Origin of the sequence: Ruegeria sp. SCSIO 43209, from assembly GCF_019904295.1 — a bacterium.
Lineage (GTDB): Bacteria > Pseudomonadota > Alphaproteobacteria > Rhodobacterales > Rhodobacteraceae > Ruegeria.
In genome coordinates, this window is the sequence record NZ_CP065360.1 from 32,229 (window position 1) to 45,885 (window position 13,657).

The 13,657-nt window shown below is 52.4% G+C and carries 11 protein-coding genes; 5 read left to right on the top strand and 6 right to left on the bottom strand.

All coding sequences use genetic code 11. The features are described from left to right. Window positions 1-338 precede the first annotated feature (338 nt). Together I5192_RS18335 and I5192_RS18340 are read right to left on the bottom strand one after the other, a co-directional pair. Window positions 339-2,864: a cation:proton antiporter gene (locus I5192_RS18335; protein ID WP_170683963.1), complete on the bottom strand. Its 2,526-nt coding sequence runs from the start codon at window positions 2,862-2,864 to the stop codon at window positions 339-341. 269 nt (window positions 2,865-3,133) lie between these two features. After that, the gene (locus I5192_RS18340; protein WP_170683965.1) at window positions 3,134-3,472 is read right to left on the bottom strand and encodes a cupin domain-containing protein; all 339 of its coding nucleotides are present in this window, start codon (window positions 3,470-3,472) and stop codon (window positions 3,134-3,136) included. Between the two features lie 126 nt (window positions 3,473-3,598). On the opposite strand from I5192_RS18340, the gene I5192_RS18345 reads away from it, so the two are divergent. From I5192_RS18345 to I5192_RS18360, 4 genes are all read left to right on the top strand, one after another. Continuing rightward, entirely contained in the window at window positions 3,599-4,525 is a 927-nt protein-coding gene (locus tag I5192_RS18345) for a DMT family transporter (protein ID WP_170683967.1), read from the top strand. Between the two features lie 342 nt (window positions 4,526-4,867). Continuing rightward, the gene (locus I5192_RS18350) at window positions 4,868-7,369 is read left to right on the top strand and encodes a phosphotransferase (RefSeq protein ID WP_223118376.1); all 2,502 of its coding nucleotides are present in this window, start codon (window positions 4,868-4,870) and stop codon (window positions 7,367-7,369) included. Between the two features lie 353 nt (window positions 7,370-7,722). Beyond that, the gene (locus I5192_RS18355) at window positions 7,723-8,028 is read left to right on the top strand and encodes an ArsR/SmtB family transcription factor (protein ID WP_370644467.1); all 306 of its coding nucleotides are present in this window, start codon (window positions 7,723-7,725) and stop codon (window positions 8,026-8,028) included. 220 nt (window positions 8,029-8,248) lie between these two features. Further along, on the top strand, window positions 8,249-8,581 hold the full coding sequence (locus I5192_RS18360; RefSeq protein ID WP_223118377.1) for a YegP family protein: 333 nt from the start codon (window positions 8,249-8,251) through the stop codon (window positions 8,579-8,581). 366 nt (window positions 8,582-8,947) lie between these two features. Here I5192_RS18360 and I5192_RS18365 read toward each other — a convergent pair whose 3' ends face one another. From I5192_RS18365 to I5192_RS18380, 4 genes are all read right to left on the bottom strand, one after another. Continuing rightward, window positions 8,948-10,645, bottom strand: a complete 1,698-nt coding sequence (locus I5192_RS18365) for an adenylate/guanylate cyclase domain-containing protein (protein WP_223118378.1) — start codon at window positions 10,643-10,645, stop codon at window positions 8,948-8,950. Between the two features lie 388 nt (window positions 10,646-11,033). Next, a complete protein-coding gene (locus tag I5192_RS18370; protein ID WP_370644468.1) occupies window positions 11,034-12,308 on the bottom strand; it encodes a DUF2254 domain-containing protein in 1,275 nt (424 codons plus the stop codon). Between the two features lie 39 nt (window positions 12,309-12,347). Then, window positions 12,348-12,632 carry a coiled coil domain-containing protein gene (locus I5192_RS18375; protein ID WP_223118379.1) on the bottom strand — a complete coding sequence of 95 codons (285 nt, stop codon included), beginning with the start codon at window positions 12,630-12,632 and terminating at the stop codon, window positions 12,348-12,350. A 50-nt stretch (window positions 12,633-12,682) separates the two neighbouring features. Then, a complete protein-coding gene (locus I5192_RS18380) occupies window positions 12,683-13,183 on the bottom strand; it encodes a Dps family protein (RefSeq protein WP_170416161.1) in 501 nt (166 codons plus the stop codon). Window positions 13,184-13,394: 211 nt separating this feature from the next. On the opposite strand from I5192_RS18380, the gene I5192_RS18385 reads away from it, so the two are divergent. After that, window positions 13,395-13,613: a hypothetical protein gene (locus I5192_RS18385; protein WP_152456637.1), complete on the top strand. Its 219-nt coding sequence runs from the start codon at window positions 13,395-13,397 to the stop codon at window positions 13,611-13,613. Window positions 13,614-13,657: the final 44 nt, after the last annotated feature.

Consider the following 13,657-nt stretch of genomic DNA (forward strand, 5'->3'; position numbering starts at 1 on the left):
CGACCAAGAACACCCAAAGTGCGGGGCAGTCCGGCAATGTCTTCTTCGGGGAATGCTGTAGTGCAGAGTCGGATATTCTTGAACGGCTGGATTGGGCCGAACCTGTCACAGATCGCGTACCCATCCTTCTCATAAAGTCGCACTTTGTGGCTGATGCTCTTAGATTTGGAGTCAGGAAACTGGGGCGATTGTCCGGGATGTTGATAGCAGTGACGGTTTTTTGAGTGAGCAAGCCTTTGATAGGAGTAGACCATCGACAAAACAGAACCCGACTGGTGCACATGAGACAACACCGTTGTTTCCGCGACTCCTTTCCAATGGATGATCTTTCAAGACAATTAACTTTGTTCAGAAGGCCCTGCACGCTGATCCAGGTCCAACACCGCAGGGTCAATCATGCGGTTTGTTGCGCTCATCTTGACAGAATTCCGCATGGCTTCGCTTCGCCGGAGTAGCCGCCGGAATCGCGCTTCGTCGAGCTCAAGCAATGTCGAAGGTGCCAACGCCCGAACATTTACGCGACGGGGCCGTTTTAAGAGCATGGCCAATTGCCCAAACATTTCGCCACGACCCAACCGCGAAGTATGTCTGCCGAGCTCCACCTCGACTGCCCCGGAAGCAATGAAGAATACGCTCCGGGCGAATTCATCTTGGGCAATGATGGTGTCACCCGCGTTGGCATAACGGGTACGCAGCGCTCTGCTGAGTTTCCTCAATGAAGCTTTGTCGAGATCAGAGAACAGCGGGAACTGCCGGACCAGATCGCGTCCTTTGAGGGCTATGTCCAGAACCGGACGCCCTTCAGACAAAGCGCGTCGGGTCGCAACTTCCTGCATCAATACCGAATAGAGCTCTTCGCCCACCAGGCCGTCCTCGCGCATGACCGCGTATTCACGCTCTTCCAGTCGCAGTGCCGTTCGCCGGATGAACCGCCGCTCAAGCTTTTCGGCGTAGCCGGGGTACTGTAGCCGCAAGCCGTCAAGCGCTGTCTCAACCGCCTCGGATCGACGCGCCAACAGATCATCAAGCAATTCCGCAACCCGGCGGCCGTGGATTCGGCGTATGCGGCCACGGACGAACCCATCGAGATCCCGCAGGATCAGGCGTTGCATGAGCAATCTTTCAAACCGATCCGTTGTAATGCGAGTGAGTGGGAACGAGATTTGAAGCCGGTTGTGCAGAAACACGGCGATCCGAAAAGATCTGCCGTAAACGACGGATCGATTTGCCGCGCGCTGATAGCCGATCCGACCTCCGGTTCGTGCGCCTTCAATCAACCGATCAGCGTCGGACAGGATCTTCTCACTCAGAACCGATGACATGGTGCGCTCTCGCAGTCGGGCCAACACGGAATCCCGCTCTGCACCGGCCAGCGCAATAAGGCCCAGCGTGATCCGGTCACGATCAAGGATCTGCGCGTTGTCTTCGGCGGCCTTCACAGCCTCGTCGAGGCGTTCGCTAAATTGTTTGGCTTCGTTTCTGACGATATCGTGGGTCAAATCGTAGTTTTCTGCGGTACGGGACATGTCCTCGCGAACCGATTGCAAGGCAACCGCGATCACTTGGCGTGACAGTGCCGTATCAAGCGGAGAGAGCTTGTCGAGCCCCAGTTTTGTGATCACCGAGCGCAAGGTTGTTCCCTGAACAATCAGTGTAAACAGCGTAAAGCCTGTGGCCAGTATGCCGACCAGTCGCTTGGTCTCGAGCGGGATATGCGTGCTTTCTGTGACGGCCAGCGCCAGCGCAAGAGTTACAGCACCCCGCAGCCCACCCCACAGCATCGCGGTGCGATAGGGGCGTTCCACAGCTGGCGACAGACCGATTGTCGTGAGCAAGGGCAACAAACCGTACAAAACCGCGGCTCGCGCGAGTGTTGCGGCAAGAACCACGACGACCAGCAAGACGAAATCAGAAGGCCGAACCCCTTCCAGCAACCGTGGTATCAGCAACGCGGCAAGAATGAAGATCAGCGCTCCTGCCCAATGGGCTAGAAGATCCCATACTTCTTGCAGGTTGGTCCAAGCGAACGGGGACAATCGACCGGGGCCTGTCAGATTGAGAGTAAGGCCTGCCGCCACAACAGCGATGACGCCCGAAGCACCGATACTTTGTTCAGCAACGATATAGGAGAGATACGGTAGCGCAACGGAAACTGAAATCTGCGCCATTACCCAAAGGTCTACGAAAGCCATCAGCCAAACCGCCATGCGCGCCATGAGCCAACCGGTGAGTACTCCGCCCAAGATCAACAGCGGAAATTGCCCCATGGCCTCACTGAGTAAGGGATCGGGTCTTCCGAGCATGACAAAGCTCATGAATAGCCCGAAAAGAGCAATCGCTGCAGCATCGTTAAGAAGGCTTTCGCCCTCGATTATTCGCGAAAGCCTGCGTGGTGCGGAGATGGATCGAAAAATGTTGACAACCGCCGACGGATCAGTCGTCGACACAATAGCACCAATCAACAAGCAAGCGGCCAGTGGCAACGTACTTACCCAACTGAGCGCGTAGCCAATAGAAAGTGTAGCCACAATCACTGCCACAACGGCCATCATCATGATGGGCATCCAGTCATCCAGCATCCTGCGAAGGTTCATTCCGAGTGTGGCCTGAAAGAGCAACGTTGGTAGAAAAACATAAAGGAATACGTTGGATCGGATCGGCAGATCAATGATCGCTTGCGCCCCAGGGTTAAGCGCATCCGTCAGGTCAGTGTTGAGAAAAAAGGTCGCGCCAAGTCCGATCACCACCCCCAGGACAGCGAGAATAACGCTGAAAGGCAAGCGCAACCGAGCAGCCAGTGGCTCCGCCACGCCGATTACAACAAAAAGCGAAGTGATGATGGTCGTAATGACGACTATATCCATCAATACCTATTACCTGAGAACTCGAACTAAGGGAATCCAACCTTCAAACCGGATCGACCCTTTGGGATCAAAGTGTGACCTTATACTCGTCCAGAATGTGTGGTTGCAGCGAATGTTAGGAATGACGGGTGCAGTACGACACCTGCAAGGTAAGTGAACGGCAGGTTTGGGCCGTCCGCATCTGTGTGCGATTCACAGGCTCAAAACGCTGCGTTCGCTCCTACGACGGCTCCGAGCCCTTCAGTCCACACTTTGGGAAAGGGATAGACTCATTCAAGGATATCCATCGTAAACTTGGCAGACACATGGACGCTAATGATCTCAAAGGGCCCTGTTCCTGAAGTCAAAACCTTATGCGGGGTATTAGCTGGAATTACCAAAATATCGCCTTCGTTTACAATTGCCTCTTCGTCTCCAACAACAACTCGGGCTTGCCCCTGACGCACCAGATAAACTTCATCATATGGGTGCTTGTGCAATGGCGGTCCTTTGCCGGATTCTTTCACTTCATTAAAAAGAAACGAAATGCCTGTAGCAGCGTTTTGCCCTTCGAGTTTTCCGTTCCAGCCTTCGTCTGAGGCCCAATCCGTTCGCTGAAAAATGTTCATCGTAAATAACTACTCTCCTAAGAGATGTCCCTTACTCACAAATACAGCGTTACGTCCGATTTGTCTGCATAAGCGCCACATCAATTGACGCTTTGTTTGAAATGCCAGCCATGCTCTGATGCAATCATGAAGGTGAATCGACCTGCGCTGGCCTACGGGGCTTTGTTGCTTGCAATGCTGATCAGTGCCGGGAACTTTTTGTTCGGAAATTTGGCGGTCAATGAGGTTCATCCGGTTGTACTGACTTTTTGGCGTTGCTTGATTGCAGCAGTATTTGTATTGCCACTTGTTTTGAGGGGACGGACCAATCCGTTCCAGCATTTCCAGGGCAGTTGGCTCCGTATCACAGTCCTTTCCTGCATAGGCGTGGTGGCAACGCCCTGGTTTGTCTATGCAGCACTCCGATCAAATGACCTGATAGATCTTGGCGCCGGATATACCAGTGTACCTTTGCTGACGATTCTGTTTTCTACACTGCTGCTTAACGAACGGTTGCGACCTGTCCAATATCTGGGTGTCGCAATTGCACTGATAGGAGCGCTGATTTTTGCATTTCGCGGTGATTTGGAAAATCTAGTCAATTTCGACCCGCATCTCGCCTTCCTGCTGATGATTGCCTCAAACGCCTGCCGTGGGCTCTACTTAGTGCTTCTTAAGAGATGGAATATGAAACCTAAGCCCGATGAGGGCTTGTTCGTGATTTTCGTCATTGGCATCGCGGTTTTGCTGCCGTTTGCTTTGTTCGTTGAAGCAGGTACTTCTCGCCCATTCGCCTATTCTTGGAAGGTCTGGGGCTCAATCCTGTTCATTGGAGTTGGAATGGGTGCCATTTACCTCCACTTGCTAAATTTTGGCACAAGTGAAGTTGGTGCGTCGACGGCTTCCTTGTTTGCATATCTTGTGCCGATATTCGTTGCGATCGAAGCCGTGACTCTAAGGGGCATGCACCTTCAACTCTATCAAGGCGTTGGTGGTGTGCTGATTATCGGTGGAGTGCTGATTGCAACGCGGCTGCACCTTCGACCAAGCCATGCGGACCATCCGCCCCATTGATGCAGGTGTTGCCGAAGGCCATGGGTTCAGCATCGATTTAGTTAGCGCATTTGGAATTGAAGTATCTTGCTCTACTGCGCAATCCGCCACAGACGACAATCAGTCTGACAAGACAGTTTTCCATTTCTAATACCTTTGCTTCACACGTCTACCCCTCGTCGACGACGCTCACGAAGCCGTCGACCGGTGTAAAGGAAGTACTGCACGAATTGGCAGGTGTTGGGGCTGACTACCCGGCATCACTGCGGCTTGGCGCAATTTTTGGATGGTGTATTATTGCAGCCACTGCGGTCTGCATTCGGAACTGGACCGGGTGGGACGCTATTTTGCAAAGTGTGATTGATGACTGTTACCAATGACCTCAAATGGCCAGAAGAGTACAGCGAATTTTTGCCTCTGGTAACTTCTCGTTGGAAAATTTCGGGTGAGATTTATTTTCACCGACAGTTAAGCGCGGGCAAGTCAGGTGCTCTTGTATATATTGTTGATATTTCGAGTGATGTCCTCAACGGGCAGGCTATTCTCAAGCTGGACAAATGCCCGGATCCACAGTGGAACGAAAAAACCGAGGTCCAACTGCATCGTGAAGCATTCGAAGCGGCCCCGGAGTTCGCGTCGAAGCATCTTGCCCGCATTGTTGGATCGGTGGAGCACGAAGGCAAAATTGCTATTCTCTCGACTGTGGTTGCCAGAGGATTGGAGTATTCTGTTCCTTGGAACGCTTGCGGGTACGAACTGGCACTGGATGTGCTTCAAAGGCTTGCAAGAAGCCTGTTTGAAGACTGGAATGCGGATTACCAGATCGCGCAGGGAATGCATGCGCCGCAGGATTTGCTTTCTAGTTGGCTCGGATACCGATTGGATCCCAAAGAGGGGCGTCTACACCATTTTTTGTCCGAGTCATGCAATCACGATCCCCTGGAACCGTGCTTTTCTTATGAGGGTCATTGGTACCCGAACCCGCTGGCATTCGCGCGTAACCGTGATCTCCCAAGTCGATTGAACATTCGTGCTGCGGAAGGTCGCCTGCATGGCGACCTTCACGGCCAAAACGTTTTGGTTCGTTCGCACCAGCAGAGCGAACCGGATTATTATCTGATTGACCTCGCCATGTATCAGGCCAAGCAGTTCCTGTTTTATGATCACGCATATTTCGAGCTGGCGTACCTTTTGGCACGGCGCGGAAATTGCCCACCGGCACAATGGGATGCCATTCTTGACGATCTGGGGCTGTTTCATCCAAAACACCACACGTTGGGGCTTTGGCAAGATGACGTTGGAATTGCCGAATTTGTCAGAACCCTGAGAACCGAGGCCATGAATTGGGTCGAACGGCACGAGAGCCATCGCCTAAGCTTTATGGAGAGCCAATACCTATTGGCACGAGTGGCCGCAGGTCTGAACTTCGCACAAAAGAGTATTGACCTAAGTTTGCGAAGCCACGCTTTTCTGTACGCAGCCCACAATCTCAAGGATTATTTCACGCTCAACAATGTCGACTGGCCCAAAAACGGACCAGTTTTTGGGTTTGACGCCTCCGCGCACCCCAAGTCGGATCCTCCTGTCGATCCCGATGCCACTTCACCCAAGACTGAACCGCCACTGGAGAAAGATCGGCTGCGCCGCCGTATGATGACCCAACTTCCGGCTCCGCAGAAACCGGTGATCGCGGTGTTGCCTCTCGAAAATCTGAATTCGCAAAGTGGCGTTGACGCTTTCGTATCGGGTATCAACCAGGAACTCATTACCGAGCTAGCCAAAGTGGACTGGCTGGCGGTGGTCTCCCCGACTTCCACGAAGTTCCTCACACAATCAGCCCTGACAGGAGAGGAGGTCGCGCAGCGCGCCGGAGCTGACTACTTGGTTGAAGGCAGCGTACTTTATGACGACGAACGTGTTCGCATCAACGCGCATTTGGTGGACACATCCACCGGGCATGATCTTTGGGCTGACCGGCTGGTCCGGAATATCGAGGATGTGTTTTCGTTACAGCAGGAAATCGCTTCGGCGGTCGTCGGACATATTGATTGGGAACTGAGATTTGACATGCGCGAACAAGCGCGGCTGAAACGAGGTGAGGTGAGTGTATGGGATCGGGTGCAGAAAGCGCTTTGGCATCTTTACAAGTTCACGAGCGAAGATACCGAGACAGCAGGCAACATACTGTCCCGAACAATAGATTTAACTCCAGACTACTCACTAGCGCATGCGGTTATGGTGAACACGCTTTTGCGGAAACTTCTCTTTCTTCAGGTGGAGGACCGGAAAGCAACCAAGGAGCGCGCCTTGCGTCATGCTGAACGCGCAGTGGCCCTGGATGATCAAGGCAGTTTTGCACATGCCAGCCTTGCGAGGATTTACTCGGTACTGAAGAAGCACGATGCCGCGAATGCCGAGGCCGAACTTGCGGTCAAACTCAACCCAAGCTCGGCCAACGCGCAATTGGTAGTGGGGATCGTGCGGCTCGCGAACGGTCAGCCCAAACTTGCTCTTCAGAGCATCGAGACAGCGATGCGATTTGGTACAGCCGGGCCGTATTACAAGGTTAAGTTGCTCGCCAAAGCTTTTTGTCTCTACCTTCTGGAAGATGAGTTGGACCAGGCTGAAGCATGTGCAAGGGCTGCTATGGAAGGCAGGTCGGTTGAACCGTTCGGCCACTATATTTTGGCGGCAATTCTGGCACGAAAATCGCGTGAAGATGAAGCCCGGCGGATTATAGAGTTAGGCAGTTCGATCCGCCCCCGGATGACAAAGGCCCGAATGAGATTGGCATTCGAAAACGTCGAGACCTCTGATCTCGACAAGTTCGTCGGAGATCTCGAAAGGGTTGGCCTACCTGATTGATGCGTAGCGAGAATCTGAGTTCGATGTAGTTGGCGACATCCATCGCGATCTACCGGTCAGACTCTCTGATCCGAATGGAAAAAAGGGGGCAAACTATTGTAAAACATTGAACAGGGATCAAAGGAAGTTGTCGAAACACAGCACTTGCTTCGCCAAAGATCTATCGTGCGGTCTGACCAAGAAGATGGTCCGGATGTTGACTCAGTTCAGGTTACCAACTGTCCAGATAATCCCGTCAATGTACACTTGCCGCCCATTCTTCTGTAGAATCATGTCGATCACACACATTATGAAGTGCGGATAGGGGCCAGAGTTCGTGATATCAGGGTATATTGTTCATTTGGGAGCACCACTTGAAACCCGATCTCAGCAAAAACGCGCTTGAAGCGACCGACTTCTTAAAGGCCATGGCGCATGACGGCCGGTTGCAGATCTTGTGCCTGCTTCTTGGCGGTGAGAAATCCGTCAGCGAAATCGAAACCACCTTCTCCATGCGGCAGGCAGCAGCGTCCCAACAATTGTCGCGTTTGCGCCTCGCTGGTCTGGTTGAGTCAAGGCGCGACGGGAAAAGCATCTATTACAGGATTGCGGATGAACGAGTGTTGGCGATTGTTGAGGTCCTGCACGATCTCTTTTGCAGCGAAGATGCGAAAAAGTGATCTGCAATTGATGAGGACATAAAGGGGCTGGATCAAATCGGATTGACGAAAACGAGCGCTCTTTGCTTGTCTTTTCTAAGCAACTAGTTTGAGACGATGGACTCAGTACGCCAACTCATCAGCTGGATGATTTAGTTTTTTATATTTTTGCCTTGTGACCAATCGGTGAACATAGCAACGTCGTGTCGAATTTTGGTTCAACCATAAAGAGGTAAGTCACATGGCTGGAAAATTTGAAATCTTTGAAGACAAGGCAGGAGAGTTCCGGTTTCGGCTCAAAGCCGGAAATGGCGAGATTATTTTGGCCAGCGAAGGTTATGTACAGAAAGCAAGTGCCGAGAAAGGTATCGAGTCAGTGAAGACAAATGCGCCAAATGACGACCGGTACGAGCGTAAGGAGACGAAGTCAGGCGGGTACATGTATAACCTCAAAGCCAGCAACGGGCAGGTGATCGGCACCAGCGAGAGCTACACCAGTGCAACCGCTCGGGATAATGGAATTGAGTCCGTAAAACGAAATGCGCCAGACGCGCGTGTCGAAGACCTGACCTGATTTGATAAAGACTAAGCTTCGGCTGAGAGACATGCTCACCGAAGCACTGCACTGGTGGCGAAGAATCGCACTATCATATGCACCGCGCTAGCATAAAAAAGTAGAAACAAAAGCCAAAGCTCCAGAGAGTGGTTTGGAGTACCATCCCGGATCTTTCATCCAACAGGTCGAGAACTGCTGTCGACCCACTGCGGGCATTCAGATCCAAGTTCTGCAATGTTCGAGGTGCGCAACAAACGCACCGTTCATTTTCGGGCAGCAACGGCCGCGAGCAGCCCATAGCGGCCCTTCAAATCGGAGCTTTGCAGTTTCTTAGATGCGAGATCAAGCTGCCGGTTTTGCTAGCGCAACTTGGTTCCGGCACCGCTAATCTGGCAACCCTGCCCGGCGAAGCGCCTCAAAGTAACGTTCAGCGCCTTCAGAGCCTCCGTAGTCCACGTTGCTACGCCACTTTGAGATCGTTTCACCAGGTTCCATTTGCAGCATTTGCGTCAAAGCAGCAGACGCTTCTTCAGGTTCCCCAAGCATTGCGTGAGCAGCAGCCCTCGTGCTGTGAAGTGCGGCATAGTTTTTTGAGAAGCGCAAACCTGCCTCTGCGTAGGCGATAGCATCACGGTCTCGCCCAAGCATTACGCAAGAGGTGGCGGCACCTCCGGAAGCACCAACGAATACAGCCCCATATCGGCCCAACCGAAGCGCTGTCTGAAAACAGCCCAATGCCGTTTCAGGAAACCCGGCCCAGTTGTATCCCCAACCCATAAACAAATGCAGGCGGGCATCTAATGGCGCTCTTTGCCGGATTTGCTCAAGCGCCACGGAAAGTCGATCCGCATCCCTGTCTACGTTGTAGTCAGCCACGGCGACACTCAGATCAAGCGTTGGGCTTTGACCCGCCATCTGTCGCCCGGCCTCGATCCAGTTTGGCAGCTTCTCGTAGTAGGATGACAGTTCGCATCGAAGATCATAGGTTCTCGCACCATTCATTGTCCAAATAGCTTCGGCATAGGCGGCAGCGAGGGTTGGTTTGGCTTCGATGGCCCTAGCGTGGTAAGACAACGTCTCTTTATAGCTGTCAATGCTGGCCTCCGACCATGTGATCATGCCCATCAAGACGCACTGTTCGGCAGTCAGCTCGTCTTCAGGTAAAGCAGAGAGCTTTGCGGTCAGCGACTGGATCAAAATCCCGCTAACGGCATCCAACAGCTTTTCTACAACCTCGTCTTGCCAATCAAAGATAGCATCGACCAAACCGTCGAATTTTTGAGTCCAGATTTCGGAACCAGAAGAGTCATTTAAGCGGGCTTCCAGGCGCAATCGGTCGCCGCGTCCACGCAGCACGCCACGAAGTGCATATCCCTCTGAAGGCTCCGCGGAGGATATCGCTGCGTTTAACCAGTTGATCGTTTGAAAATAAGAACCGAAATCTGAAGTGAGAGCAGCGGCCATTTCCTTTAGCTCAGTGCGTTCGTCGCTGCACGTGACAGGATGGATGGATAGCTTTGGCAAGCTCGTCTCTGTGAAAGAAGGTGAGCTATGCGATGCGCCAAGTTGCGGTCCATCATGAATCCACACATCCAGGCTGCGTTGGATGTTCTTGAGCTTCTTTTTCCCAACTGCTTTGAAAGCATCTGCCAGAGCGTGTTCAAGGTTCAAGTGTACGGGTTCAGAGATAGCGATGCCACCCGACGGCGCAATGCTCTCAAGTCGGGCGGCGATGTTTACGCCGTCACCCAGTATGTCGTCACCTTTTTCTGTGATGTCACCCACATGTACACCGATGCGCATGCTGATTAACGAGTGTTCAGTCAACTGCTCTTGTAGCTGCATTGCTGCGGTTACAGCTTGCGCCGCGCTGTCAAATTGCACCAACCAACCGTCGCCCATGCTCTTCACGACACGACCTGACTGGCCTGCAATCGTTGGGGTGACGATGTCGCTTTCCAGGTGATCAAGCATGAGAATTGTGGCTTGCTCATCTTTATGCATAAGCGCCGAATACCCAACGACATCCGCGGCTAGTATCGCCGCCAACCTTCGTTGCAAATGTTGTCCCTTGTCCGACATGCGTTCGACGATAGATGATGCGGCCTTTTACTCCAACTGCCTGAATACAAAGTTCGCTCAGGGCTCTTTACTGACGCTCTACGCCCTTGGCTTCAGCGTCAGTTGGCAGCCCGAAGCAGGCATTCACAATCACGCTCTTCAGTTTTGCACCAAGCCATTCACTAGGACATGCGCGACGTTCAGGAAATCATGTTGTCTGCTGTAGCTGAAGCACTCTCGAATGACGTTAACGCGGACAAAGTAGCCGTTTGGTTTCACCTCCCAGTGACTACCTTTCGATGAAATGAAACTAAGACCAATAGAAAAGCACTTTCCCATTAGTTGGGGGATGGCCCACTCACAAACCACCCCCCAGCCGCACTGGACTGCAATTGTCCAGGACGGTTGACTAAAATCGTTCAATTGCGGTTTCCACTTGGCCGCAAAACTTATCAATATCGCGCTTTAGCATATCGCTTTCTCGGGTCTCATCTCTGACCGCAGATAGTTCATCTACAACAGTCCGCAAATCTTCTTCTGGAGCTGACTCCGCGATGCGCACCAAAGCTCGAATAAGGGCGGACGTTACGAGGCCATTACCCCGGGCAGCGCGTCGCAGAGCTGGCATCGAGTCGTGAAACAATGACTCAGCCGTGATGGACGGGTAAATCACCCGCACGTTTCCGCCATCATCCCGATACACACCCGTGCAGAGCTTTGACGACCACGCTCGAGCCAGAGATGCCGATAGACGGTCGATGCAGACTATTGCGGTAAATGTGTCGTTGACACCCGGCGACAACGCCCGAAGTGCAATTTCAACGAGAAGATGGACAGAAAAGCGGATATCTCCACTAGGATCTCGTGCAGGGATCAACGGAGCTGCCGCTTGCACCAGATCATTGAGGCTCTCTTCACTATCACCATAAACATTGGCCAAAGTGTCCGTTGGAACCATGAAGTCACCTGGCTGCACATCAAAAACGATGACTGCTCCTGCCTCCTTGGCCGCACTCACCAGACCTTCGGTATTGATCGAGTTCACATATCCGGTGCCCGAAGCCAAGACTTGCCTCTTGTCTCCCTCCTCAGGGACTGCCTCTGAAGATGGAATATCTGCACTGTTTTCGATTGCGGTGCTCACTTGGCGATCCAAGGCTGCAGAAATCCGCGCCGCCTCCTGATCAATAGTTACGCGCGTCGATACTGTATGAACGAAGAGCAGCAGCAAAAGAACTGAGATGATCGAATAGACTATTCCAATCGCAACGGCCAAATTGACCGATGTGTCATCGCGTATCAGCCACAAGATCATCAAGCTGTATAAAAACGTCGCTCCAAGTGAGCCAACTGCAATCTGATTCACCCTGTCTTCACCAAAGCGCTGCAAGAGCCTGGGTCCAATAGATCCCGCTGCCAAGGTGTAGACCAGCAAAACAATGGAATAGACCATGACCAACGCGGACATGGATGCTGCCGAGATTGCGCTTAGTACATCGCTCGCAGTACGATTAGAAACGCTTAGCCAATCGGAAGCGGACCAACTCCAACCCACGAGCGCCTGCTCCGTCTTGAAGACAATCCCAGCCACCAAAAGCCCTGAAAGACTTATGGTGGCAGGGATGGTTAGGAACCCGCGAAAGTACCTCAATAATTCTCTAGGTGTTTGCATTCCGGTCCCCATTCACGACACAAGCTTTTTTGACGAACCCAGCATGAAGCTTTACGCGAACCGGTCGGCCGCTTCTTTCAAAGCACTCTGCATATCGCCCCAAGCTGCCTCGTAGCTCTCTTTGACATCTTCCCAGGCCTCGTCGCTGGTCGACTTCAACTCTTCGAGCTGCGTTTTTGCATCGGACCTTACCTTGTAGAGCTTACTAAGCTGCTCCTCGAGCTCGAGCTTGGCGTCCGCTTCAGCCACCTTCAGCTTGGCTTCGAGAACATCAATTTGAGCATTCCAGCTATCCAGTTGCAGCTGTGCTTTTTTCTCATACCCAACACGTGTCATCGTTTTTCCTTTCTTCTCAAACGGTGGTTCAGATCGAAGGGAGCCATCCATTAGGCCGCAACAATTGCCTTGAGCATCCAGACCGCTTCCTCATGCTTCGCCATCCTGGCGTTCATCAGATCCTCTGTAGCTCCATCGCCATAACGGGCAGCGGTCGCGGCAGTCTCACGCAGGTTCCGAGCAATCGCTTCGTTGTCTGCGACCAATTGTTTGATCATGCCCTCTGCATCTTTAACAGTCTCTTCTTCGGTCAGCTTGGCTTGGCTAACCATGTCCGTGAACGAGATCGGTGCCACCTGACCCAACGCACGCACACGCTCGGCCAATTCATCCGCAGCTTCGAACAGGTCGCGATACTGACGCTCTGTCAGTTCATGGATCGGCAGGAATAGCGGGCCCACGACGTTCCAATGTGTGCCTTGTGTTTTCACCATCAGGACCATGGTATCGGCCAGTACTTCCGTCACCGCGTTGGCGATCCAAGCGTTCTTGTCGATGCCTGTGTCGTTGGTTTCTTCCTGAACTTCAGACTTTAAGACTTGCTGTATCATTTTCACTCCGTTTCGTTGCTTGCGGAGTAAAACGTAAGAGAGGTTCATAAATTGTCAAATAAAATCATATACTTAATATAGGTATCCGACACATTATGGGGCGCTTCATGATCCTGGGTATCCGGCACAACATGCCAAGATTGATGTAGACACACAGGCCCATTGCCATACATGCTTGGAGTAACTGACGTAAGCTACTGAGGTCATGCCAGTGTCTGATCAAAATCGACCACCAAAGCGCACGGAAAAACTACAGCTGATGCTCGACCTCGAAGAGCTTAAAGCCATCGATGATTGGCGGTTCGAGAACAGACTGCCATCCAGAGCGGCCGCCATTCGTGAACTCATCCGTCGTGGTCTGATTTCCAATGAGTTTGAAGAACCACCTACTGACGCGCCTTCCGGTGAGTTTCGTGTTGTGGATGAGTGACAGGAACATTCGCAGAGCCATGTGCGAAAACCATGTTTGATTTA